The 23,419-nt window shown below is 74.0% G+C and carries 17 protein-coding genes; 12 read left to right on the forward strand and 5 right to left on the reverse strand.

Annotated elements, in window-relative coordinates:
* Window positions 1–102: 102 nt before the first annotated feature.
* A complete protein-coding gene (locus V2S66_RS12485; protein ID WP_330794719.1) occupies window positions 103–1,623 on the forward strand; it encodes a hydrolase in 1,521 nt (506 codons plus the stop codon).
* On the opposite strand, the gene V2S66_RS12490 is transcribed toward V2S66_RS12485, so the two are convergent.
* Complete coding sequence (locus V2S66_RS12490) at window positions 1,610–3,637, reverse strand: SpoIIE family protein phosphatase (RefSeq protein ID WP_330794720.1); 2,028 nt, start codon at window positions 3,635–3,637, stop codon at window positions 1,610–1,612. The genes V2S66_RS12485 and V2S66_RS12490 overlap by 14 nt on opposite strands.
* A gap of 470 nt (window positions 3,638–4,107) precedes the next feature.
* Between V2S66_RS12490 and V2S66_RS12495 the strand changes: the two genes are divergently transcribed.
* Window positions 4,108–4,386, forward strand: coding sequence for a hypothetical protein (locus V2S66_RS12495; RefSeq protein ID WP_330794721.1), 279 nt, complete (start codon window positions 4,108–4,110; stop codon window positions 4,384–4,386).
* 10 nt (window positions 4,387–4,396) lie between these two features.
* Window positions 4,397–4,540 (forward strand): hypothetical protein, encoded by a 144-nt coding sequence (locus V2S66_RS12500; protein ID WP_330794722.1) that lies wholly within the window; start codon window positions 4,397–4,399, stop codon window positions 4,538–4,540.
* Window positions 4,541–4,694: 154 nt separating this feature from the next.
* Here the strand turns inward: V2S66_RS12500 and V2S66_RS12505 are convergent, their stop codons facing one another.
* Window positions 4,695–7,331: a glutaminase domain-containing protein gene (locus V2S66_RS12505; protein ID WP_330794723.1), complete on the reverse strand. Its 2,637-nt coding sequence runs from the start codon at window positions 7,329–7,331 to the stop codon at window positions 4,695–4,697.
* A gap of 103 nt (window positions 7,332–7,434) precedes the next feature.
* Entirely contained in the window at window positions 7,435–9,915 is a 2,481-nt protein-coding gene (locus tag V2S66_RS12510) for an RICIN domain-containing protein (RefSeq protein WP_330794724.1), read from the reverse strand.
* A gap of 451 nt (window positions 9,916–10,366) precedes the next feature.
* Between V2S66_RS12510 and V2S66_RS12515 the strand changes: the two genes are divergently transcribed.
* The 8 genes from V2S66_RS12515 (at window position 10,367) to V2S66_RS12550 (ending at window position 19,531) form a co-directional block, all read left to right on the forward strand.
* The gene (locus V2S66_RS12515; RefSeq protein WP_330794725.1) at window positions 10,367–11,473 is read left to right on the forward strand and encodes an ABC transporter substrate-binding protein; all 1,107 of its coding nucleotides are present in this window, start codon (window positions 10,367–10,369) and stop codon (window positions 11,471–11,473) included.
* A 63-nt stretch (window positions 11,474–11,536) separates the two neighbouring features.
* The gene (locus tag V2S66_RS12520) at window positions 11,537–13,279 is read left to right on the forward strand and encodes a sugar ABC transporter ATP-binding protein (RefSeq protein ID WP_330794726.1); all 1,743 of its coding nucleotides are present in this window, start codon (window positions 11,537–11,539) and stop codon (window positions 13,277–13,279) included.
* Window positions 13,276–14,238, forward strand: coding sequence for an ABC transporter permease (locus V2S66_RS12525; protein WP_330794727.1), 963 nt, complete (start codon window positions 13,276–13,278; stop codon window positions 14,236–14,238). The genes V2S66_RS12520 and V2S66_RS12525 overlap by 4 nt, the downstream gene beginning before the upstream one ends.
* Window positions 14,235–15,272 (forward strand): ABC transporter permease, encoded by a 1,038-nt coding sequence (locus tag V2S66_RS12530; protein ID WP_330794728.1) that lies wholly within the window; start codon window positions 14,235–14,237, stop codon window positions 15,270–15,272. The genes V2S66_RS12525 and V2S66_RS12530 overlap by 4 nt, the downstream gene beginning before the upstream one ends.
* 101 nt (window positions 15,273–15,373) lie before the next feature.
* Window positions 15,374–16,390 (forward strand): LacI family DNA-binding transcriptional regulator, encoded by a 1,017-nt coding sequence (locus V2S66_RS12535; RefSeq protein ID WP_330794729.1) that lies wholly within the window; start codon window positions 15,374–15,376, stop codon window positions 16,388–16,390.
* 114 nt (window positions 16,391–16,504) lie between these two features.
* The gene (locus V2S66_RS12540) at window positions 16,505–17,611 is read left to right on the forward strand and encodes an aldose epimerase family protein (protein ID WP_330794730.1); all 1,107 of its coding nucleotides are present in this window, start codon (window positions 16,505–16,507) and stop codon (window positions 17,609–17,611) included.
* Window positions 17,608–18,027: an NTP pyrophosphohydrolase gene (locus V2S66_RS12545; RefSeq protein ID WP_330794731.1), complete on the forward strand. Its 420-nt coding sequence runs from the start codon at window positions 17,608–17,610 to the stop codon at window positions 18,025–18,027. Before V2S66_RS12540 ends, V2S66_RS12545 begins: the two co-directional genes overlap by 4 nt.
* A gap of 64 nt (window positions 18,028–18,091) precedes the next feature.
* Entirely contained in the window at window positions 18,092–19,531 is a 1,440-nt protein-coding gene (locus tag V2S66_RS12550; RefSeq protein WP_330794732.1) for an AlkA N-terminal domain-containing protein, read from the forward strand.
* 148 nt (window positions 19,532–19,679) lie between these two features.
* Here V2S66_RS12550 and V2S66_RS12555 read toward each other — a convergent pair whose 3' ends face one another.
* Together V2S66_RS12555 and V2S66_RS12560 are read right to left on the reverse strand one after the other, a co-directional pair.
* Window positions 19,680–20,780 (reverse strand): DUF5954 family protein, encoded by a 1,101-nt coding sequence (locus V2S66_RS12555; protein ID WP_330794733.1) that lies wholly within the window; start codon window positions 20,778–20,780, stop codon window positions 19,680–19,682.
* 123 nt (window positions 20,781–20,903) lie between these two features.
* On the reverse strand, window positions 20,904–22,076 hold the full coding sequence (locus V2S66_RS12560) for an ROK family transcriptional regulator (protein ID WP_330794734.1): 1,173 nt from the start codon (window positions 22,074–22,076) through the stop codon (window positions 20,904–20,906).
* A gap of 158 nt (window positions 22,077–22,234) precedes the next feature.
* Between V2S66_RS12560 and V2S66_RS12565 the strand changes: the two genes are divergently transcribed.
* Window positions 22,235–23,419, forward strand: coding sequence for a Gfo/Idh/MocA family protein (locus tag V2S66_RS12565; protein ID WP_330795041.1), 1,185 nt, complete (start codon window positions 22,235–22,237; stop codon window positions 23,417–23,419).

Here is a 23,419-nt window from a genome sequence, read left to right on the forward strand (position 1 = left end):
CTGGTTACGCACGGCACACCGCAGCCAGGTTCTACGCGCGCAGAATGCTCCCGCACCAGCCATCTCCCGCCCACTGACCGCCCCCCACCTGGAGGTTGACGGATGCTTGGAACCCGTACCCCGCACAGCCGCGTGCTGATCGGCGCCGCCGCGGCGCTGGGCGCGATCGCCCTGGGCGCCGCCGGACTCGCCGCGGGTAGCGCGCAGGCCGCCCCGGCCGGGCACGCCGCCGGGGTAGCGCCGGCCGCGGCGACCGCCCACCGCGTGCTCTTCGACAACACCAAGGCCGAGACGGCCGGCAACGCCGACTGGATCATCAGCACCAGCCAGCCGGACCCGCTGGGCCAGGACTCCACGCCCAGCTCCGAGACGGACTGGACCGGCGCGCTCTCCTCGTGGGGCGTGGCGCTGCAGAAGTCCGGCGGCTACGTCCTGAACACCCTCCCGTCGGGGAGGACCATCACCTACGGGGGGACGTCCGCGCAGGACCTGAGCAAGTTCGACACCTTCGTGATCGACGAGCCGAACGTGAAGCTCAGCGCCGCGGAGAAGACCGCGGTGATGACGTTCGTGCAGAACGGCGGCGGGCTGTTCATCATCTCCGACCACAACAACAGCGACCGCAACAACGACGGTTGCGACTCGCCGTGCGTCGTCAACGACCTGCTGACGAGCAACGGCGTCGACAACACCGACCCGTTCGGCTTCTCCGTCGACCTGCTGGACGTCAGCACCGACAACCCGCGGGCGATCAGTGACAGTTCGAACCCGGTGCTGCACGGCCCGTTCGGCGCGGTGACCGGCAGCATCCTGCGGGACGGCACCACCTTCACGCTCAAGCCGGGCGACAACCCGAACGTCAAGGGCCTGCTGTACCGGACCGGTTACTCCGGCAACACCGGTGCCTTCTTCGTCACCAGCTCCTTCGGCAGCGGCCGGGTGGCGATCTGGGGCGACAGCTCGCCGGCCGACGACGGCACCGGCCAGTCCGGCAACACCCTCTACGACGGCTGGAACGACCCGGCCGGCACCGACGCCGCGCTCGCCCTGAACGCCACCGCGTGGCTCGCCGGCAGCGGCACCGGCGGCACCACCGGCGGCACGTCCACCGGCACCACCACCGGCGGCACCACCACCGGCGGCACCGGCACCTGCGCCTCCCCCGGCCAGAAGCTCCTCAACCCGGGCTTCGAGTCCGGCACTTCGTCCTGGACCGCATCGAGCGGCGTGATCAACAACTCCACCCAGGAAGCCGCGCACAGCGGTTCGTACAAGGCGTGGCTGGACGGATACGGCACCGCCACCACCGACACGGTCTCGCAGTCGGTGGCCGTCCCGGCCGGCTGCTCCGCGACGCTGTCCTACTGGCTGCACGTCGACACCGCCGAGACCGGCTCGACCGCGTACGACACGCTGAAGGTGCAGGTGCTCAACTCCTCGGGCACGGTGCTCGCCACGGTCGGCTCGTACTCCAACGCCAACGCGGTGTCGGGCTACCAGCAGCACACCGCCGACCTGAGCGGCTACGCGGGGCAGACGGTCACGCTGCGGTTCACCGGCGTGGAGGGCTCCAAGCTGCAGACGTCCTTCGTGGTGGACGACACCGCGCTCACCGTGGGCTGAGCACCGCGGACCCGGCGTCGGCCGCGGGGCCGAACTCGCACCAGACGGCCTTGCCGTCGCCCCGCGGCTCGACGCCCCAGCGCTGCGCGAGCGCTTCGATCATCAGCAGCCCGCGGCCCGAGGTGGCCGCCTCGCCGGGCGTCCGGCGGCGCGGCCACACGCTGGAGCGGTCCTGCACCGACAGCCGCACCCTGCGCACCGGTTCGGGGAGCACCTCCAGGGTGAGCACCGCGCCGCCCTCGGTGTGCAGCAGCACGTTGACCAGCAGTTCGCCCGCGGCCAGCTCCACGTCGTCGGCGATCTCCGCCAGCTCCCAGCCCGCCAGCGCCTGGCGCAGCGCGGACCGCGCGTCGGCCAGGCCCTCGGGGTCCGCCTGGTGCACGTACTGGTGGATGCGCGGCGCCTGACGGGTGCCGGGGTCGGGGGCGCGCCGCATGATCAGCAGGGCCACGTCGTCGTTGGACCCCCAGCGCTCCCACAGGTGGTCCGCGAGGTGGTCGGCCAGCTGCTCGGGGCGCTGCGGGCCGTCGCGCACCACCTCGGCGAGCGCCTCCATGCCGATGGTGATGTCCAGGCCGCGCTCCTCGACCAGGCCGTCGGTGCAGAACACCAGGGTCTCCCCCGGCACCAGGTCGAGCCGGGTCTCGGGGAACTCGTTCAGGTCGAGGGTGGTGGCCAGTCCCAGCGGCAGGCCGCCTCGGACGTTCGGCCAGCCGGTCCTGCCGTCGTTGTGCCGGATCAGCGGGCCCAGATGCCCGGCGCGCGCCACCCGCACCGTCCCGGTGGCCAGGTCGACCTGGGCGTACGAGCAGGTGGCGAAGCGCTCGGTGTCCAGCTCCGCGAGGAACCCCGAGGCGCGGGCGAGCACCGTGGAGGGCGAGTGGCCCTCGGCGGCGTACGCCCGCAGGGCTATCCGCAGCTGGCCCATGACGGCGGCGGCGTGCGTGTCGTGGCCCTGGACGTCGCCGACCATCAGCCCGACCCGGTTCTGCGGCAGCGCCACCACGTCGTACCAGTCGCCGCCGATCTCGCGGCCGCTCCACGCGGAGTGGTAGCGCACCGCGACCTCGGCGCCCTCGAACCGCGGGATGTGCCGCGGCAGCATGGAGGACTGCAGGCCGGTGGCGAACTCGCGCTCCTGGTCGAAGAGGGTGGCCCGCTGCAGCGACTGGGCGAGGATGCCGGCCAGCGCGCCGCACAGCTCCCGGTGCTCGCGGGTGAAGCGCTCGCGGCCGCGGAAGAACAGCGCGAGCCCGCCGATGGAGCGGGCCTCGGCGATCAGCGGGAGGAACGCCGCCGCGTCGATCCCGGTGTCCGCCAGGTAGGGCGGCAGCAGCGGGAAGCGCTCCGCCAGCTCGGTGAAGGAGGTCGAGTAGCGGGGCTGCTGGGTGACGACCGCCTCGCACAGCGGCAGCGACTGGTCCAGCCTGCGCACCCGCGCGTTGTTGAAGGCGATCGGGGAGGCGCCGCTGACCACCGCGATGCGCAGGTTGCCCTGCTCCACCACGCCGAGCGCCAGCGCGTCGGCGCCGAACCGCGCCAGGCTGCCCGCCCCGGTCAGCACGGCGGTCACGTCCTCCACGGTCACCGCGTGGGAGAGCGCCTCGGCGGTGCCCTGCAGGATCGAGGACACGCTGCGCAGGTCGGCCTCGGGGAGGGTGCCGTCCGGGGAGAGCGGCTGGTCGGACTCGCCGGCGTCCCGCACGATGCCCACCAGCCGGTGCGGCACGCCCTGCTCGTCGCGCAGCACGGTGCCCTGGGTGTGCGTCCACTGCTTGACGCCGTCACGGCGGGTGACCTGGAAGTACCCGGCGTAGCTGCGGCGGCCGGAGTCCAGCACCTTGCGCAGCGCCGCGTCGATCCTGGCGCCCTCCTCGGGCGTCACCCGCAGCACCATCGTGTCGGGGCGGCTGTCGAACTCCTCCGGCCGCAGGTCGAAGACCTCCAGGGCCACCTCGTCCAGGTCGAGCAGGCCCTGGTCGAGGTCCCAGTCGAAGCTCCCGATCCCGCTCATGGCGAGCCGGTCCCCGGGGCCGATGGACAGCGGGCGCGTGCCGCTCCGCCTCGACGAGGAGAGCCCCACGCGAGGGTCGTAGCCGCGCTCCGGGCGCTGGGGAGCTGTCATCCGCCTGTTCCGGGGGTCGGGCCGCGCACGGCCGGATATATCGGCATTGCTGCCATTATCCACCCGGTGGGGCGGCTGTCTCCCTGCCTCGCTTTCACGGTGGCCGCGCCGGGCGGGTCGTGGGCCGGGGCATCGGCCGGTCCGCAGCCCGGTCCGCAGCCCGGTCCACGGGCGCGGTCAGGTGGGAAAGCGCTCCACGGGACGGCGCGGCATGGGGGCGCGCCGACCGGGTACGAGTGCAGGGGTCCGGGCGCGGGGGCGCCGCACGGGGACCGCCCGAGGCGCCCCGGCCGCCCGAGCAGCCCGACGCGCCGGGTGCTCCCGGCGCGCCCGACCCGTCAGAAGGACCGGAGAACGCGATGACCGAGCCGACACCCGAACCCTTCCCCACGCACCCCGCGCCGCTGGGGCCGGGCGAGCCCGCACCGGGTCCCGATCCTTCTCCGGCGCCCGGACCGCAGCCCGTGCCGGACCCGGTGCCCGGTCCTGCGCCCGATCCGGTGCCGACGCCGCAGCCCGGCCCCGAGCCGGTGCCGCCCGGCCCCGGTCCCGGCCCGGTGCCGCCCTCGCCGACGCCGCAGCCCGTCCCGCCGACCCCGGAGCCGTCGCCGATCCCGGCGCCGCCGCCGCTGTACTGAGCGGTCGCACGTGCGTGCGCGCTTGCCGGCGACCGGCGGGTACGACGAGGCGGCGGTGCGCGGCGTCGAGCAGGTGCAGAGCGATCGCAGCCTGGGCTGCGATCCGCCGGGGGGCTGCGGGCCCTGCGCGCGGGCCGCGCTCACCGGCGGCTGAGCCCGGTGCCGGGCCGGGGGTTCCCGGCCCGGCACCGGGCTGACGTGCGGGCGCGTGGCGGCCGGCCTGTGCTTGCCGCGGGCCGGCCGCCACGCGCCCTTCCCGGCACTCGCGCGCGCCCACTCGCGCTTCGTGCCGGTGCTCGGGGGCGGTGTCAGATGAGCCGCCACAGGTGATCGGCGCTGCCGTTGTCGGTCCACTGGGTGACCTGTGCGCTGTCCGCCTGGGACATGCCGTCCACCGCGAGGACCTTGCCCGACCGCACGTTGACGATCTTCGACCAGCCGTCGCCGTTGTCGACGAAGCGCCAGGTGTGGTCGGGCGTGCCGTTGTCCTGGTACTGCTGGGCGTGCGCGCCGTCGTCCGTGCTCTGGTCGTGGACGGCGAGCACCTTGCCGCTGTTGCGGTTCTGGATGCGCACGGTGCCGTCGCCGTTGTCGAGCAGCGTCCAGACGTGGTCGGCGGTGCCGTTGTCGGTGTACTGCGTGACCTCCGCGCTGTCGGCGAGGGACATGCCGGAGACCGCCAGCACCTTCCCGGAGTTGCGGTTCTGGATGCGGTGCCAGGCGACGGTGGAGCCGGCCGGCTTCAGCAGCAGCGCGAACATGCCGCCGACCACCGGCCGGTCCTGGAAGCCGCGCTGCGCCGCGGTGGCGACCACGTACCAGTCGCTGAGCGGCACCCGCTGGGGGGTGCTGTTGGCGAAGGCGAAGACGCCGTTGACGAGGGCGTCGCGAGTGGCGCCGTGGTCGGCCAGCCAGGCCGCGGTCCACACCTCCCAGTCGCCCTTGGTGTAGTCGTTGCGCGGGTCGAGCACGACGCCGTTGGCGCCGGCGTGCGAGGAGTACCAGGCGGCCTCCCGCGCGGCGGTGCCGGTGGGCACCAGGTCGAGGCCGAGCAGCCGGTCGGGGAAGCCGTTGTACTTCAGGCTCCAGGTGCCGTCCTGGTCGTAGGCGAGCTTGAGGTGGCTGCCGGAGGAGTCCTCGGCGAGCGACGTCCAGCGGCTGATGTAGCCGCGGGCGGTGGTCGTGTAGTGCTTGGCGTCCGCGGTGTTGCCCGCCACGGCGGCGACGACGCCCATCGCCCCGATGCCGACGATGCCCTTGAGGGCGAGGTTGGCGCTGTGCGCGATGAAGCCGGTGAAGTCGTCGGTCTGGTTCTGGTAGCCGGGGTCGAGGGCGTTCGCGACGAGGTAGTCCGCCCAGCGCTTGAGGATCGCGTAGTGCGCCTGCACGAAGGACGCCGCGTCGGCGGCGGGCAGCCGCTGGAGCAGGGCCGCCGCCATGACGAGCGTGTTCGCCGACTCCTCGACCGGCATGTCCTCCTCGTTGCCGTCGTTGTGGCCGGTGGCGTTGGGGTAGCCGGAGCCGAGGTCGTGCTCGGCGAACTCCTTGGGCCAGCCGCCGTGTTCGGCGTAGTCGAGCAGCGGTTCCAGCAGCAGCCGCAGGTACGCCGGGGAGAGGTAGAGGTAGGCGGGGAACGCCGGGTAGGTGACGTCGATGGTGGACATGTTGCCGTCGGAGGAGATCTCCTTCAGGAACGCCCACGGGCTGCCGTTCCTGCTCACCAGCTCGGTGCCCGCGACCGCCTGGCGCAGCGCGAGCGCGCAGACCGCCGCGTAGTGCTCGCCGGTGGCGCCGCCGCCGACCGCGGCGGCCGCGTCGTCGTGGATGCGCTGGTCCAGGGCGGTGGCGGCGCTGAGCGCGGCGCCGTGGTCGGCGCCGAACCAGCTGACCATGTCGGTCCACGAGCCCCAGAACCGCGTCCACCAGGGCTGGAGTTGGCTGCCCAGATAGCTGACCGCCGGCGTGCGGACGTGGCCGAGGACCGCGGTGAACTCCGCGGACGCGGTCCCGGGGTTGACGGTGCCGAGGTCGCGGTTGAGGCCGAGCACCGGCCACCGGTCGCTGATCGCGCGGGGCTGGCCGGCGTCCACGCTCCCGGCCAGCCGCCCGGAGCCGGCCGACGCGGCCCGCAGCACGGTGTCCTGGCCGATCTGCCAGGTCAGTCCCGCCGTGGGGGCGGCGAGCACCATGCGGCCCCACGACGCCATGTCGCCGTTCTCCGCGAGCACGCCGGGGCTCGCCGGCTGGCAGCTGAGCACGGTCATGGCGCCGGCCTGGGTCTGCGCCCAGGTGATGGGCGTCGAGGTGTCGCCGTGCACCCACTCGCCCGACACGTCGAGGTGGAGGTCGACGGTGTGGGCGCGCCCGTCGTTGCTCGCGGCCTGCACGGTGACGTACGACAGCGGGACCGACTGGCGCTGGAGGTTGCCCAGGTCGACGGGCGAGAAGAAGGTGACGGTGAGGGTGACGCCGCCGCCGCTGAGCGTGTAGATCGAGCGGGTGGCGGTGAGCTGCAGCGAGAGTTGCTGCATCGTGGTCAGCGTGGTGCCGGGCACCGAGGGCGCGCCGGCGAAGACGTAACCGGCGCCGTCGATCCTGGCCAGGCCGCACAGCGCGGTGATGTGCCCGGTCCAGAAGGTCGGCCAGCTGCCGGCCAGGTTGTCGCCTGGCAGCCAGGTGGAGAGGTACGGGGAGCGCACGGCCAGCGGGACGGCGGGCGGCCGGAGGGGCGCGAAGGTCGAGGCGGCGGGCACGGCGGCGCCCGGCGCTGCGGCGGCGGGGGCTGCCGCTCGGGCGGGACCGGCGGTGAAGAGGCCGCCGCCGGCGGCGGCCGCGGTCAACGCGGCGGTCCACCTGAGCATGTCGCGCCGGCCGGGGCGGGGTCCTGGGCCGGATGCGGGGCCGGGTTCGGGGTGTGCGGGCACGCGGGACTCGTCGGAGGTCACGGTGGGGGGATCCGTCCTGGTCGCGAAGGGAGTGGGGGCTTGCGGCGGGGACTTGCGCGGGGAACTGCGGGGGTCTACGGGGTGTGGGGCGCCGGGGCGGGGCTCAGCTGAAGAACTGCCAGAGGTGGTCGGCGGTGCCGTTGTCGTCGTACTGCACCACCGGCGCGCTGTTGGCGGTCGACATGAGGTCGACGCCGAGCACCTTGCCGGAGTTCTTGTTGCGGATGCGGTACCAGCCGTCGCCGTTGTCGACCAGCTGCCACAGGTGGTCGGCGGTGCCGTTGTCGTCGAACTGCACCACCTGGGCGCTGTTGGCCGTCGACATCAGGTCGACGCCCAGCACCTTCTGGGAGTTGAGGTTGCGGATGCGGTACCAGCCGTCGCCGTTGGCGATCAGCTGCCACTGGTGGTCGGCGGTGCCGTTGTCGTCGAACTGCACGACGTGGGCGCTGTTGGCGGTCGACATCACGTCGACGCCCATGACCTTGCCGGAGTTCTTGTTGCGGATCTTCTGGTAGTCCGCGGTGTGGCTCCACTGGTGGCCGGAGGTCGAGACGGTCGGGAAGGCGGAGATCCGCAGCCGGGCGGCGCCCATCGGGATCAGGCTGACCGTCTCGACGGCCGCGGTGCTGAGGGCCGGCGAGTCCTGCAGCGGGGTGACCACGTGCTGCCCGTCGGCCTGCCACTCGGCGATCTTCCGGGCCGGCGCGGTGATCTTCACCGGAGTGCCGTCGTGGGTGAACGGGTTGGCGGGCACCGGTCCGCTGCCGCGCACGAAGGTCCAGGTGCCGTCGTTGGGGGCGAGCCCGTAGTTCCACGGCGTGGTCGCGTGCACCTCGTACGAGGGGAACTGCGCGTTGCCCGCGGTCTGCACGTAGTTCTCACCGATGTTGAGGGCGTAGGTGAGCGGGCCGTGGTCGACGGCGGTCGCGCCGTGGTTGCCCGGCCAGGTGCGCAGGGTGGTGTTCTGCGGGAACTTCAGGACGACGGTGTCGCCGCTGTGCCAGGTGCGGTTGACCACCGTCCAGGACGGGCCGGCGGCGGCGCTCACCGCGGCTCCGGCGACGGTGACCTGCGGGGCGGTGCACCAGCCGGGGATGCGCAGGTACAGCGGGAACACCAGCGCCTTGGGGGTGGTGACGGTGAGGGTGACCGTGTCGGAGAAGGGGTAGTCGGTGGTCTCGGCGACGGTGACCGCGGTGCCGTCGGCCACCTTGGCGGTGACCGAACTGGGCGCGTACATCGCGGCGGCCAGTCCGTTGTCGGGGGTGGCGAGCCACAGCTCCTCGGTGAAGTAGGGCCATCCCATGCCGTAGTTGTGCGGGCAGCAGCGGTACTGGTCGACACCCGGCAGGTACGCCTGCATGGCGAAGCCGTTCTGGAACTGCCCTTCGGTCTTGGTGGTGTTGTCCAGGTCGACGCTGTTGGCGCTGGTGATGTAGTGCACCGCCTTGCCGGACGGATCGAGCGCGGCGGGAAGCGAGTTGAAGGCCAGCTCCTCGCAGCGGTCCGCCCACACCGGGTCGCCGGTGATCCGGCCGAGCAGCTCGTGGCTGGCCATGAACTCGACGATGCCGCAGGTCTCGAACCCCTGCCGCGGGTCGCCGTAGCCGGGCCTGGCGTTCTCGTCGCCGGCGAAGCCGCCGCCCGGGAACTGCCCGTAACTCGTCATCACCGAGGTGTAGTTCTGGTACGCGGCCTGGGTGAGCGCGGTGGACGGGGAGCGCAGCGCGTACTGCGCGGGCTCGCGGAAGCCCTGGGCGATGTTGACGTTGTGCAGCGACGGCAGGTGGTTCACCCAGTTGGCGCCGTTGGCGTGGATCTTGTCGGCGAGACTGAGCAGGGAGGCGTCGCCGGTGCGGTTGTAGAGCCAGTAGACGGTGTCCAGGCCATCGCCCCAGCGCACCGAGACCCAGCTCTGGTTGAAGGCCGAGGGGCCCTGCGCGTTCATGAACCGGAAGAAGCCGCTGAGCAGCGGGATGATCCGGCTGTCGCCGCTGTACTCCTGCCAGTTGCGCAGCGCCCAGGTCAGCGGGAGGAACGGCCAGAAGTCCGGGCCGCCGCCGAGCGAGGTGCGCAGTGCGGTGGGTCCGAAGAACCCGTCGGAGGCGGCGGTCGCCACGATCGCGTCGATCCACCGGCGCACCGCGGCCAGCGCGGTGGCGTCCTGGGTGAGCACGGCCAGGTCGACGTAGCCGCGCAGCCAGTACGGGACCTCTTCCCAGCCGGCGAGCTGCGGGTGCGCCCAGCCGCTGTTCGCCATCACCAGGAAGTGCGAGGTGGCGGCGTACTGGCCGCAGAGCCCGGCGAGTTGCTGGCGCAGCTGACCGTCCAGCCAGCCGTGGGCGGTGACCGCGCCGGGCGGCAGCCGGAGGAACGCGGTGGGGGCCAGCGGCGCCGCGTTGGGTGCGTAGAGCCCGCCGCGCGCCGGGGCGACCCGTGCGGTGGCGGTGGCGCCGGCGTTCTGCGCGCCGTCTGCTTGCGGGGTGCCGGCCTGCGCGGCGCCGGGGAACGCCAGCGGCAGGGCGCCGGCTCCCGCGGCGGTCAGCGCGGTGGTGACGAAGTGCCTGCGGTTCAGGGGCATGCGGGGCCTCCTGGGCGCCTCGGGGCATCCGGTACATGTTCTTCCAACGTTGGAAAGAGCGATGCCAACCGGCATGACAGCACGGACCGGACGGCATGTCCAGGGGGTGCGCAGAAGTTGCCGGGAAGAGCGGCGGGAAGGCGCGCCGATCTTGGCGCAACCCCGCCGGAGAGCGCCGACTACGGTGCCGCCAAGCGCCGAACGCGCCGGTTGGGAGCGGTTTCGAAAAGTACGACAGCCTTCTTGTCGTCGGCAGTGCCGATCTGTATAACGTTGTAAACCCGAGCACGGGAAAGCCTCACAAGGCACACCCGGCGGCCGGCGCCCGGCCCCGCTCGGCCCATGGCCCGCCGGGTCCGTCCCCCTGGGACGGCCCGCCCCTCGTCGCACCCGCACAGCGCCCGCCGCACCCGCATCCGGGCCGTCGCCGAACCCAAGGAGTGTCGTGAGCATGACCATACGCCTGTCCGGACGCAGAAGCCGTTCGCTCGCCGCCGCCTGTCTGCTGCTGGCCACCGCGAGCATCGCGGCCACCGCCTGCTCCAAGTCCGAGGACGGCAACTCGGGTGCCACGCCCGGCGCTTCCGACCAGGCCGCCCAGCAGCAGGTCACCCAGTCGGCCACCGTGCCGGCCGGCAGCGGCTGCACGCTGAGCGCGTACGGCGCCCCCAAGCTCGACCTGAAGAACGCCGTCGTCGGCTTCTCCCAGTCGGAGAAGGAGGACAACCCGTTCCGCATCGCCGAGACCCAGTCCATCAAGGACGAGGCGAAGAAGATCGGCGTCAAGAAGCTGCTCACCACCGACGCGCAGTCGCAACTGCCCAAGCAGATCAGCGACATCCAGGACATGCTGGCGCAGGGCGCGCAGCTGCTCATCGTGGCGCCGCTGAACTCCGACGGCCTGGAGCCGGCGCTGCAGGCCGCGGCCGCCAAGCACGTCCCGGTGATCACCATCGACCGCAAGATCAACGCGACGTCCTGCAAGGACTACGTGACCTTCCTCGGCTCGAACTTCGTCGAGCAGGGCAAGCGGGCCGCCGACGCGATGGTCAAGGCCACCGGCGGCAAGGGCCAGGTGGCGATCCTGCTCGGCGCCTCGGGCAACAACGTGACCACCGACCGCACCAAGGGCTTCGTGGACGAACTCACCGCCAAGGCCCCCGGCCTGAAGATCGTCGCCCAGCAGACCGGCGACTTCACCCGGGACAAGGGCCAGCAGGTGATGGAGCAGCTGATCCAGTCCAAGCCCGGCATCACCGCGGTCTACGCGGAGAACGACGAGATGGGCCTCGGCGCGGTCACCGCCCTGACCAGCGCGGGCAAGAAGCCGGGCAAGGACGTCAAGGTGGTCTCGGTGGACGGCACCCGCAACGCCGTGCAGGCGATCGTGGACGGCCACTACAACGCCGTCATCGAGTCCAACCCGCGGTTCGGCCCGCTGGCCTTCGCCACCGCGCAGAAGTTCTACTCCGGCGAGGCGATCCCGGAGAACGTGATCATCACCGACCGCGCCTACGACGAGGGCAACGCAGCGGCGTCGGTGGCCGGCGCGTTCTGACCCGGCCCCGCGGCCGCACTCCCCCGTCACCATCGGACCACCGCGAACCCGGAAGGCCTGACCATGGCACCACCCGAAGCCGCAGCGGCGCCGTCCGCGCCGCCCGGCCAGCCGCCGCCCGGCGCCGGGCCTGCCCCCGCGCCCGTCCTTGAGGCGCTCGGCGTCAGCAAGCGCTTCCCGGGCGTGACCGCCCTCGACGACGTGACCTTCACCCTGCGCGCGGGCGAGATCCACGCGCTGGTCGGGGAGAACGGCGCGGGCAAGTCCACGCTGATCAAGATCCTCACCGGCGTGCACCGCGCCGACGAGGGCGAACTGAGGCTCGGCGGCGAGCCGGTGGTCTTCCACCGGCCGCACGAGGCTCAGCAGGCGGGCATCTCCACGATCTACCAGGAGGTGAACCTGGTCCCGCTGATGAGCGTGGCCCGCAACATCTTCCTGGGCCGGGAGCCGAAGAACCGGTTCGGGCTGATCGACTTCCCGCGGATGCACCGCGAGGCGGCCGAACTGCTCGGCGGCTTCGGGGTCGGCGCGGACCCGCGCCGGCCGCTGCACACCCTGGGCGTCGGCACCCAGCAGATGGTGGCACTGGCCCGCGCGGTCTCGGTGAAGGCCCGGGTGGTGGTGATGGACGAGCCGACCTCCTCGCTCGAACCGCGCGAGGTGGAGACGCTCTTCCGGGTCATCGGCGAACTCCACGCCCGTGACATCGCCATCGTCTACGTCAGCCACCGGATGGACGAGCTGTACCGGATCTGCGACCGCGTGACGGTGCTCAGAGACGGCCGGCTGGTCCACTCCGGCGACCTGAAGGACACCGAGCGGGTCAAGCTGGTGTCGCTGATGCTCGGCCGGGAGATCGCCGAGGTGCGCCGCAGCGGCACCACCAGCTTCGGCGACGGGCACGACGCGGCGCGCGAACCCGTTCTCACCGCACAGGACCTGACGCGACGTCACGTCCTGCACGACATCGGCCTCGAACTGCGGCCGGGCGAGGTGCTGGGCCTGGGCGGTCTGCTGGGCTCCGGCCGCAGCGAGACCGCCAAGGCGCTGGCCGGGGCGCTGCCGCTGGACTCCGGCGAGGTCCGGATCGGCGGGACGGTGCTGCGCCGGCTGACCTCGCCGGCCGCGATCCGCGCGGGCATCAGCCTGCTGCCCGAGGACCGCAAGGCCGAGGGCATCGTGCCGGGCCTGTCGGTGCGCGAGAACATCGTGCTCGCCGCGCTGCCCCGGCTCTCGCGCGGCGGGATGGTCTCGCGGGGGCGGCAGGACCGGGTCGTGGAGATCTTCATGAAGCGACTGCGGATCAAGGCCGCGAGCCCCGAGCAGAAGGTCGGCGAGCTGTCCGGCGGCAACCAGCAGAAGGTGCTGCTGGCCCGCTGGCTCTGCCTGGAGCCCCGGGTGCTGCTGCTGGACGAGCCGACCCGCGGGATCGACGTCGGCGCGAAGGCCGAAGTCCAGGCGCTCATCGACGAGTTGGCGAAGGAGGGGCTGGCTGTGCTGCTGATCTCCTCCGACCTGGAGGAACTGGTGGAGGGCGCCGACCGGATCGTCGTGCTCCGCGCCGGAGCGGTGGCCGGTGAACTCACCGGCGACGACGTCTCGGAGAGCGCGTTGCTGTCCGTGCTCGCGGAGGCGGACGCGGAGCCCCGGAGGGAGGCCGCCGCGGACACCGGCCCCGGCGCCGATGCCGACACGGATGCGCGCGCGGGCGCGGGCGCGGGCGCGGACGCCGAGCGTCCGCCGCAACCGGCCGCCACCGCGAAGCAGTTCGGGGCGAACGACGCGACGGAGGAGACCTCATGACCTCGCTGGCCCTCCCCCGCGGCATCGACCGGCCGCGGATCGCCGACTGGCTCCAGCGGTACGGGGTGTACGCCGCAGTCGTCGCACTGCTGGCCTTCAACGGCCTGTTCACCGACCACTTCCTGACCGCGGACAACCTGCGCACCCAGGCCGTGCAGGTCTCCCCCGTGGTGATCGTCGCGCTCGGCATGGCGCTGGTGATCGGCACCGAGGGCGTCGACCTGTCGGTCGGATCGACCATGGCGCTGGCCAGTTCGGTGCTGCCGCTCTACCTCGGCTACGGGCTGCTGCCCTCGCTGCTGGTGGCGCTGCTCGCCGGTGTCGTCGTCGGGCTGGTGAACGGCTCGCTGGTGGCGCTGGTGGGCCTGCAGCCGATCGTCGCCACGCTCGCGCTGTTCGTCGGCGGCCGGGGCCTGGCCCTGGTGATCGCCGACGGGCAGCTCAAGGAGATCCGCAACAAGGACCTGCTGAACCTCGGCACGGCGAGCGCGGCCGGCGTCCCGGCGGTCGTGCTGATCGCCGCCGGCCTCGCGGTACTGGTCGCACTGCTGGTGCAACGCACCACCTTCGGACGCCAGTTGGTCGCGGTCGGCGGCAACAGGGCGGCCGCGGCACTGGCCGGGCTGCCGGTCCGCCGGGTGCTGATCGGGGTCTACGTGATCTGCGGCGTGCTGGCCTCGCTCGCCGGGGTGCTGGCCACCGCGCGGCTGACCGCGAGCGACCCCTCCTCGCTCGGCAATCTGATGGAACTCTCCGCGATCACCGCCGTCGTGGTCGGCGGCACCCCGCTGACCGGCGGTTCGGTGCGGGTGCTCGGCACCGTCATGGGCGCGCTGCTGATGCAGTTGCTGCACGCCACCCTCGTCACCCACAACCTGCACGACTCGACCGCCCAGATGGTCCAGGCGGGCATCATCCTGCTCGCCGTCTACGCCGCACGGGAGCGCCGATCGCGATGACGTCACCCCTGAACCTCAAGTCCGCGCCCGCGACGGCCGCGAGCAGCTCGCTCACCCCGACCGCGCAGGCGCGTCCGTCCGGTCGGCAGCGCGCCGCCGAACTCCTGCAACGCCAGGGCGCGCTGGCCGTGCTGGTGCTGCTCTGCGCGATCTCCGCGGCCCTCTTCCCGGCCTTCCGCACACTCGACAACACCCGGGGCGTCACCATCCAGGCGTCGTTCCTGGCGATCGTCGCGCTCGGCATGACGATGGTGATCATCACCGGCGGCATCGACCTGTCCGTCGGGTCGGTGTTCGCGCTCGGCGGCGTCCTGGCCGCGTGGGCGTCGCAGTACGGCTTCCTGCCGGCGCTGCTGGTGCCGCTCGCGGTGTGCGGGGCGATCGGCGCGATCAACGGGCTGCTGGTCGCCCGCGCCGGGATGGCCCCTTTCATCGTCACCCTGGCCTCGCTGCTCGGCGCCCGCGGGCTGCTGCTCGCCCTGACCCACGAGGGCGCCACCACGTATCTCGTGCCGCGCGGCTCGGCGTTCCAGAAGCTGGGCGGCGGCGCGGTGTGGGGCTTCGGCTATCCGGTGCTCATCGCGGTGGCGCTGTTCGTGGCCGGCGGCGTGGTGCTGCAGCGCACCTCCTTCGGCCAGGCGCTGTTCGCGGTCGGCGGCAGCGGCGACGCGGCGCTGCTCATGGGGCTGCCGGTGGCCCGTACGAAGGTGCTGGTCTACACCCTCAGCGGGCTGCTCGCCGGGCTCGCCGGCGCGCTCAACGCGGCACGGCTGTCCTCGGGCGTGACGATCATCGGGGTCGGCATGGAACTCGACGCGATCTCTGCGGTGGTGATCGGCGGCACGCTGCTGGTCGGCGGCGCGGGGTCGGTGTCCGGGACGCTGTGGGGGGTGCTGCTGCTGGGCGTCATCCAGAACCTGATCAACCAGATCGGCTCGCTCAACTCCTCCTACCAGTCGGTGGTCAGCGGCGGGTTCCTGATCGTCGTGGTGGTCGCGCAGCGGTATCTGTCCGCCGCCCGGCGCGGCACCTGACCGTGCGCCGTGCCGCGCCGCCCTCGGGGCGGCGCGGCGCCGCGCACACCGAGGCCCGGAACCGCCGTGTCTCCCGTACGGATGCCGAGGGAAGGAACTCCGTGGGCGCCAGCCTCAAAGACGTCGCGCAGCTGGCCGGCGTGTCCATCAAGACCGTCTCCAACGTGGTGAACAACTACCCGCATGTCACCCCCGCGATGCGCGAGCGCGTCCAGCGGGCCATCGACGAGCTGGGCTACCGGCCGAATCTGACGGCGCGTCATCTGCGCAAGGGCAGGACCGGCATCATCGCGCTGGCCGTGCCGGAACTCGGCAACCCGTACTTCGCCGAGCTGGCCGGGGCGGTGATCGACGCGGCGGCACGCCATGACTACACGGTGCTGCTCGACCACACCGCGGGCCAGCGGCAGAAGGAGGTGCTGGTCACCCAGGGCTTCCGCGCGCACGTCATCGACGGCCTGATCCTCAGCCCGATCGAGCTGGAGACCTCCGACCTGCTCGGCCGCCGCGACGACGCGCCGCTGGTGCTGCTCGGCGAGCGCGAGTACGACGCGCCCTACGACCAGATCGCCATCGACAACGTGGCCGCCGCGCGCACCGCGGTCCGCCACCTGACCGGCCTCGGCCGCCGCCGGATCGCCTTCATCGGGGCCCGCAGGGAGATCGCCAGGCGCCCCGCGCACCTGCGGCTGCGCGGCTGGCGCGAGGAGCTGACCGCCGCCGGCCTGCCCTGCGACGAGTCGCTGGTGGCGGCGACCGACGCGTACGGCCGATGGGACGGCGCGGCCGCGATGAACGCGCTGCTCGACCGCGGTGAGCGGCCCGACGCGGTCTTCGCGTACAACGACCTGATGGCGCTCGGCGCCATGCGGGCGCTGGTCGAACGGGGGCTGCGGGTGCCGCAGGACGTGTCGGTGGCGGGCTTCGACGACGTCGAGGAGGGCCGGTTCTCCACCATCGCGCTCACCACCGTCTCGCCGGACAAGCAGGCCATCGCGCGGCTCGCGGTCGAACGGGTGGTGGCCCGGCTCACCGGCGCGCCGCAGGTCAGCGCGGAGCGCATCCAGCCGGGATATACCCTGATCGCCCGGGAGTCGACGGCGCCGTCCCCCGTCTGACGTGCGGTTCCGCCCCGCACGGCGCCGCCGCGGCGCCGTGCGCGGAGTACCGCGCGCCGCCCCGCGCCGCTCGCGGCGCCCCCGAAGCCAGCCCGCCGAACCCGAGGACCGCCCATGCCCCGTTCCGCCGCCGCACCGACCAGCGAACCGTTCGGCGCCACCCCCGACGGACGGCCGGTGGAGCGCTGGCGGCTCGCGTCGCCCTCGGGCGTCGGCGCCGAGATCCTCACCTACGGCGCGATCCTGCACGCCCTGCGGGTCCCCGACCGGGCCGGCCGCGCCGAGTCCGTGGTGCTCTCGCTGCCGGACACCGCGGCCTACGCGGCGGGCCGCGCCTACCTGGGCGCGGTCGTCGGCCGCTACGCCAACCGCATCGCCGCCGGCCGCTTCACGCTGGACGGGCAGACCCACACGCTGCCGGTCAACGACCGCGGGCAGACCCTGCACGGCGGCCCCGACGGTTTCCACCGGCGGGTGTGGCAGGCGCGGCCGCTGCCCGACGGAGCACTGCGGCTCTCGCTGCACAGCCCCGACGGCGACATGGGCTTCCCCGGCGCCCTGGAGGCGTCCGTCACCTACTCGCTGGACGACGAGGGCACCCTCGCGCTGGACTTCACCGCCCGCACCGACCGGGCCACCGTCGTCAACCTGACCAACCACGCCTACTTCACGCTGGCCGGCGCCGGCCACGGCGACGTGCTGGGGCACACGCTGCGGGTGGACGCGGACCGCTTCCTGCCGGTGACGGCGGAGGCGATCCCGTACGGGCCGCCGCAGGACGTGGCGGGCACGCCGTTCGACTTCACCGCCCCGCGGGCGCTCGGCGACGGCATCGACGACCCCGACCCGCAGATCAAGTCCGCGGACGGCTACGACCACTGCTGGGTGCTGCGGCCGCCGGCGCGGCCGGACCTGCCGCGTACCGCCGCGGTGCTGCACGACCCCGCGAGCGGCCGGACGATGGAGGTCCGCACCACCGAACCCGGCGTGCAGGTCTACACCGCCAACGGCCTCGACGGCCGGCCTGCCGGCGCGGACGGCGGGCCGCACGGCCGGCACAGCGCGGTCTGCCTGGAGACGCAGCACCTGCCGGACTCCCCCAACCGCCCCGAGTACCCCTCGACGGTGCTGCGGCCCGGCGAGACGTGGCGCAGCCGCACCGAACTCCGCTTCCCGCACCTGGCCGCCGAGGGCGCCGGGGGCGCCGGGGGCGCCGCATGAGCGGGCCGGGCCGCCCGCTGCTCATCGTCGACGGCGCCAATGTGGTGGGCTCGGTGCCGGACGGCTGGTGGCGGGACCGGCGCGGCGCCGCGGAACGGCTGCGCGACGCGCTGGCCCCGCTGGCCGCGGCCGGCCTGACCGCCGACGCCGACGCCCCCGCATGGGCGGTCGGCGTCCCGCTGGAGGTGGTGCTCGTCGTCGAGGGCGCGGCCCGCGGCGTCGAGCCGGTGGACGAGGTCCGCGTGGAGTCGGCGCGGGGCAGCGGGGACGACCTGATCGCCGAACTCGCGGCGCTGGCCAGGGTCGCGGCGCCGGACCGCCCCTGCGTGGTGGCGACCGCCGACCGCGGGCTGCGCGCCCGGGTCGTCGCGACGGGCGCCGCGTGCATCGGCCCGCGCGCGGTCAGGCCCGGCTGAGCCGTCGGGACGCGGCGTCCGAAATCCGCCGGCGGGGCTGCGCGCGGCCCCCGATACTGGACGCATGGCAGCGGAGGACAGCAGATACGAGGCGGTGCGCAGCCGGGACGCGCGGTTCGACGGCATGTTCTTCTTCGCCGTGGCCACCACCGGGATCTACTGCCGCCCGAGCTGCCCCGCGGTGACGCCGAAACGGCAGAACGTGTCGTTCTACCCGACCGCCGCGGCCGCGCAGGGCGCCGGCTTCCGCGCCTGCCGGCGCTGCCGCCCCGACGCGGTGCCCGGCTCGGCCGCCTGGAACGCGCGGGCCGACGTGGTCGGCCGGGCGGTCCGGCTGATCGGCGACGGTGTGGTCGACCGCGAGGGCGTCGCCGGGCTCGCCGCACGCCTCGGCTACAGCGCCCGCCAGGTGCAGCGCCAGCTCACCGCGGAGCTGGGCGCCGGACCGATCGCGCTGGCCAGGGCGCAGCGCGGGCACACCGCGAGGGTGCTGCTCCAGACCACCTCGATGCAGGCCGCCGAGGTGGCGTTCGCCGCGGGGTTCGCGAGCGTGCGGCAGTTCAACGAGACGATCAGGGAGATCTACGCGGCCACGCCGACCCAGCTGCGGGCCGCCCGACCGGGCCGCGCCGCGGGGGCGTCCGGCGCGAACGGGGTGCCGCTGCGGCTGGCGTACCGCGGGCCCTACGACGGCGAGCAGGTCTTCGGCTTCCTCGCCGCGCGGGCGGTGCCGGGTGTGGAGGAGGTCACCGGCTCGCCGGGCGCCCGCCTCTATCGCCGCACCCTGCGGCTGCCGCACGGCCCCGGCGTCGCCGAGGTCGCCGAGAGCGTCCGGGGTCCCGGTGCGGCGGGCGGCGGCTGGCTCGACTGCCGGCTGCACCTGGCCGACCTGCGCGACCTCACCACGGCCGCGCAGCGCGTCCGGCGCCTGTTCGACCTGGACGCCGATCCGTACGCGGTGGCCGAGCGGCTCGGCGCGGACCCGCGGCTGGCCCCGCTGGTCGCCGCCCGCCCGGGGCTGCGTTCGCCCGGCGCGGCCGACCCCGAGGAGCTCGCGGTCCGCGCGGTGCTCGGCGCCGGGCTCGACCCGGCGGACGCCCGCCGGCGCGGCGCGCTGCTCGCCGCGGCTCACGGCGACCCGCTGCCGTCCGCGGGCGGCACCCTCGCCTTCCTCTTCCCGACGGCGTCGGCGCTCGCCACCGCGGACCTCGCGGACGCCTCCGGGGCGGCGGCCGTGCGCACGCTCAGCCGCGCCCTCGTGGAGGGCACGGTACGGCTCGACGCCGGCGCGGACCGCGACGAGGCGCAGCGGGCGCTGCTCGCGCTGCCCGGGGTCGGGCCCTCCGCGGCGCGGCTGATCAGGATGCGGGGGTTGGGTGATCCTGATGTGCTGGCAGTGGACCGGGGCTCCACGGCGGGCGGTTCTCCCGAGGCGGGGTCGGCCTGGCGGCCGTGGAGGTCCTACGCCACCCACCACCTCTGGGCGTCCGCCGCCGCCCCATGACCCTCGGCCCCCGGCCCAGACCGCGCCGGGCGCTGCGCGCCACCAGGGGCGCGGGGAACGGCGCGAGCGACCCACCACCGGCCAGTGGCCCGGCGACGACAGCAACAGCCCCACCGGCCGGTGGCCCGCGAACCCCCCCCTCGGGGGGTCAGAGGCGGGTGCGGCGGGTGCGTTCCTCTTCGAAGAGCGCCAGGAACCTGCGCGTGCGCTCGTCGGGTTCGGGGGGCGGGGAGTCGTCCTCGTCGGGGGCCGCGGGGTCGTGGGCGAGGGGCGGGGGGACCGGGTCGGCGTCGGAGGGGCGGGGGCCTTCGGGGCCCTCGGGGCCGACGCGGACCAGCCGTTCGACCCGGACGATCCTGAAGTGGCGTCCGGCGACGGCGAGTTCGTCGCAGTGCTGCTCGTCGAGGCGGTCGGCTGCCCGCTTGTAGACCTCGCGTTCGGCCACCGTCAGGTCCTGCTGCCACGGCACCATGACCCGCAGGTGCAGGGCGAGTCCGTCGCGCGCGTCGCCGGGCGTGGCGGCGGTGCCGGTGGAGTGCGGCCGCCAGCGGCCGCCCTCACGCTCCGCGGCCATGAAGGTGGCCGGCAGCAGCACCCCGCCGGGGTGGCTGCCCGCCGCGAGCCGGGAGTCCTCGTGGACCTCGCGCGGCACCGTCCCCTTCTTCCGCAGCGCGGCGAGGAGTTCGACCCTGAGCACGCCTGCGGCGCCGTCCTGCGTCGCCTCCGCCGGGTGGATGACCAGGCCCGCCGCGGGGTCGTCGCTGGCGTGCAGGTCGCCGGAGCCGCGGTGGCCCGCGCCCGCGTCGGGGTCGCTGCGGCGCGGCGGTTCCGGTCCGTCGGGCCCCATCCTGATGAAGCGTTCGGCCCTGACCACCCGGAACCGCTCGGCGCCGACGCGGATCGCGTCCAGCGGTTCGCGGTCCAGCCGCCCTGCGGCGGCGAGGTACTCCGCGGCGGCCCCGTCGTCGCCGCGGTCGGTCGCCGAGCGGGCCAGGAGTCGCAGGTGGGCGGCGAGCCCGTCGCGCGCGTCCTGGGGCGCGAGACCGGCGAAATAGGGGTGCAACTCCCAGCCGCCGTCGGGTCGTTCGTGTGCAGCGCCGAAGACGGGACCGCCCGCGAAGAGGGTGGAGGGATAGTGCTTGCGGGCCTTCCACGCCTCGATGTCGGCGAGCGCCGTGAGGGGTTCCTCCTCCGCCGCGGTCAGCCGGCCCGTGCGATGCGACGGATCGTCGTCGGTGCTCGGATTCATGCCACCAGCATGCCCATCCTGCCCACCGCTACGCGGCCGATTCGGACAAAGGATCTTGGTCCGCGGGCCGCGCCGGGCCACCCCGGACGCTTGGCCGCCGACCGGGCGGCAGGCAGGCGGCGGTCAGCCGGCGAGCATCCGCGCGATGCCCTCGGGGGAGAGCAGATGGTGGACGGCGCGCCGGCGCGCGCCCTCGATGCCGGCCCTGCGGCCGAGCAGCGTGGTCTCGATCGCCACCGTGCGGGTGGCGAGCGGCAGCGCGCGGCGGTAGACCGCGGCGCGGATGTCGGCGAGCAGGTCGTCGTGCAGGCTGGCGATGCTGCCGCCGAGCACGATGGTGTCCGGGTTCCAGAAGCTGACCAGCGAGGCGAGCACGTCGCCGATCCGCTGCGCGGCGAGTCGGACCTGGCGGCGGGCGGCGGGGTCGCCGGCGGCGACCAGCCGTACGACGTCCGCGACGTGCGCGACCGGCAGCCCGGCCTCGCGCAGCTTCGCCGCGATGGCGGCGCCGGAGGCGACCGCCTCGACGCAGCCGGTGTTGCCGCAGTGGCAGAGCACGTGGTCCTGGCCGGGCACCCGGATGTGGCCGATGTCGCCCGCCGCGCCGGACGCGCCGCGGTGCACCGAGCCGCCGGAGACGATGCCGCAGCCGATGCCGGTGCCGACCTTGACGTACATCAGGTGGGCGGTCGCGGGCCGTTGGGCGTACTCGCCGAGCGCCATCATGTTCACGTCGTTGTCGACGAGCACCGGGGCGTCGTAGCGGCCGGCGAAGAAGCCGGGCACCCGGTAGCCGTCCCAGCCGCGCATGATCGGCGGGCGGATCACCGTGCCGGTGCGGGCCTCGACGGGTCCGGGGACGCCGATGCCGATCGCCTTGACGTGCGCCGGGGGGTGGCCGCAGCCGGCGAGCAGCCGGCCGACCTGCTCGTGCAGTCCGGTCAGCACGGCCTCGGGGCCGTCGTTGATGTCCAGCACCTCGGTGGCCTCGGCGAGGACGGAGCCGCCGAGGTCGGCGACGGCGACCGAGCTGTGGGTGGCGCCGAGGTCGACCGCGCAGACGACGGAGGCGTGCGAGGCCAGTTGCAGCGCCAGCGGCGGCCGGCCGCGCTCGGTGGCGACGGTGCCGGTCTCCACCAGCAGGCCCTTCGCGATCAGCAGGTCCACCCGCTGGGCGACGGCCGCGCGGGACAGTCCGGTCGCGGTGGCGAGCTGGCTGCGGCGGGTGGTGCCGCCGGCCACCAGGCCGGCCAGTTCGCTGAGCGCGGCCAACTGCCGGTCGGCTGCTGCCGTCACGTGGGGTCCGCCCTTCGTCCGTGCCCGGGAGGCCCCGGAGCCCGCGAGTCGCGGGCGCTTATTTATGACAGAAGTTAGCGTAAATATGGCCATTGTCAACCGAAAGACGGGTGGCTAGCGTTTCTGGAAAGCGGAAAGGGAGGGCAGTTGTGGCTCAGATGCCATCGGCTCCGGGCTCGACGGCCGGCAGGTCGTCGTCCCTGCGCACGGCCATCGCCGGCGCGGGCATGATCGGACGGGTCCATCTGGACGCCGTGCGCCGCAGCGGCGCGCCGGTGGTCGGGATCAGCGCCTCCACCCCGGCCCGCGCGAAGGAGGCCGCCGCCGCGCTCGGCGTGGAGCGGGCCTTCGACAGCTCCGAGGCGATGGTGACCAGCGACGACGTGGACGTGGTGCACATCTGCACGCCCAACGACGCGCACGCCCGGCTCGCCGTGCTCGCGCTGCGTGCGGGCAAGCACGTGGTGTGCGAGAAGCCGCTGACCACCTCCGCCGACGCGGCCGGCACGCTGGCCGCGCTGGCGGCCGACAGCGGCAGGGTCGCGGCGGTGCCCTTCGTCTACCGGTACCACCCGATGGCCGCCGAGGCGCGCGCCCGGGTGCTCGACGGGCGGGCCGGCGACGTGCGGCTGCTGCACGGGCACTACCTGCAGGACTGGCTCTCGCTGCCCGGCGACACCAACTGGCGGGTGGACGCGGTGACCGGCGGCCCCTCGCGCGCCTTCGCCGACATCGGCTCGCACTGGTGCGACCTGGTGGAGTGGGTGACCGGGCACCGGATCGCCGACCTCACCGCGGTCACCCAGACGGTGCCCCGGCACGGCGCGGACGGCCCTCCCCCCGTCCGCGCCGCCGGCCCGGAGGCGCAGCGGCAGGCCGCAGGGGCCGGCAGGCCCGCCACCGAGGACGCGGTGCAGCTGCTGTTCCGCACCGACCAGGGCGCGACCGGCGCGCTGACGGTCTCCCAGATCTCCCCCGGCCGCAAGAACCGGCTGTGGTTCGAGGTGGACGGCGCGCGGACCTCGCTCGCCTTCGACCAGGAGAACCCCGAGTCGCTCTTCGTCGGCAGCCGCGGCGAGAACACCACGCCGCTGCGCGAGCCGGCGCTGCTCTCCCCGGCCGCGGCCCGGCTGTCCACGGTGCCCGGCGGCCACCCGATGGGCTACCTCGACTGCTTCGCCGCCTTCGTGCGCGACGTGCACGCCGCGATCCGCGGCGACGGGGACGGGGACGGCGGCCGCCCCGCCGCGCTGCCCACCTTCGACGACGCCGCCCGCATGGTGCGCCTGACCGAGACCGTGCTGGACTCGGCGGCGCAACGGTCCTGGAAAGAGGTCTCCTGA

The sequence above is a fragment of the Actinacidiphila polyblastidii genome (assembly GCF_036353415.1).
Taxonomy (GTDB): Bacteria; Actinomycetota; Actinomycetes; order Streptomycetales; family Streptomycetaceae; genus Actinacidiphila; species Actinacidiphila polyblastidii.

What these genes read in the sequence shown, in the direction of transcription:
- V2S66_RS12485 (WP_330794719.1), top strand. Translation starts at nt 103, where the DNA reads ATGCTTGGAACCCGTACCCCGCACAGCCGCGTGCTGATCGGCGCCGCC.
- V2S66_RS12490 (WP_330794720.1), bottom strand. Translation starts at nt 3,637, where the DNA reads ATGAGCGGGATCGGGAGCTTCGACTGGGACCTCGACCAGGGCCTGCTC.
- V2S66_RS12495 (WP_330794721.1), top strand. Translation starts at nt 4,108, where the DNA reads ATGACCGAGCCGACACCCGAACCCTTCCCCACGCACCCCGCGCCGCTG.
- V2S66_RS12510 (WP_330794724.1), bottom strand. Translation starts at nt 9,915, where the DNA reads ATGCCCCTGAACCGCAGGCACTTCGTCACCACCGCGCTGACCGCCGCG.
- V2S66_RS12515 (WP_330794725.1), top strand. Translation starts at nt 10,367, where the DNA reads ATGACCATACGCCTGTCCGGACGCAGAAGCCGTTCGCTCGCCGCCGCC.
- V2S66_RS12520 (WP_330794726.1), top strand. Translation starts at nt 11,537, where the DNA reads ATGGCACCACCCGAAGCCGCAGCGGCGCCGTCCGCGCCGCCCGGCCAG.
- V2S66_RS12525 (WP_330794727.1), top strand. Translation starts at nt 13,276, where the DNA reads ATGACCTCGCTGGCCCTCCCCCGCGGCATCGACCGGCCGCGGATCGCC.
- V2S66_RS12530 (WP_330794728.1), top strand. Translation starts at nt 14,235, where the DNA reads ATGACGTCACCCCTGAACCTCAAGTCCGCGCCCGCGACGGCCGCGAGC.
- V2S66_RS12540 (WP_330794730.1), top strand. Translation starts at nt 16,505, where the DNA reads ATGCCCCGTTCCGCCGCCGCACCGACCAGCGAACCGTTCGGCGCCACC.
- V2S66_RS12545 (WP_330794731.1), top strand. Translation starts at nt 17,608, where the DNA reads ATGAGCGGGCCGGGCCGCCCGCTGCTCATCGTCGACGGCGCCAATGTG.
- V2S66_RS12550 (WP_330794732.1), top strand. Translation starts at nt 18,092, where the DNA reads ATGGCAGCGGAGGACAGCAGATACGAGGCGGTGCGCAGCCGGGACGCG.
- V2S66_RS12555 (WP_330794733.1), bottom strand. Translation starts at nt 20,780, where the DNA reads ATGAATCCGAGCACCGACGACGATCCGTCGCATCGCACGGGCCGGCTG.
- V2S66_RS12565 (WP_330795041.1), top strand. Translation starts at nt 22,235, where the DNA reads ATGCCATCGGCTCCGGGCTCGACGGCCGGCAGGTCGTCGTCCCTGCGC.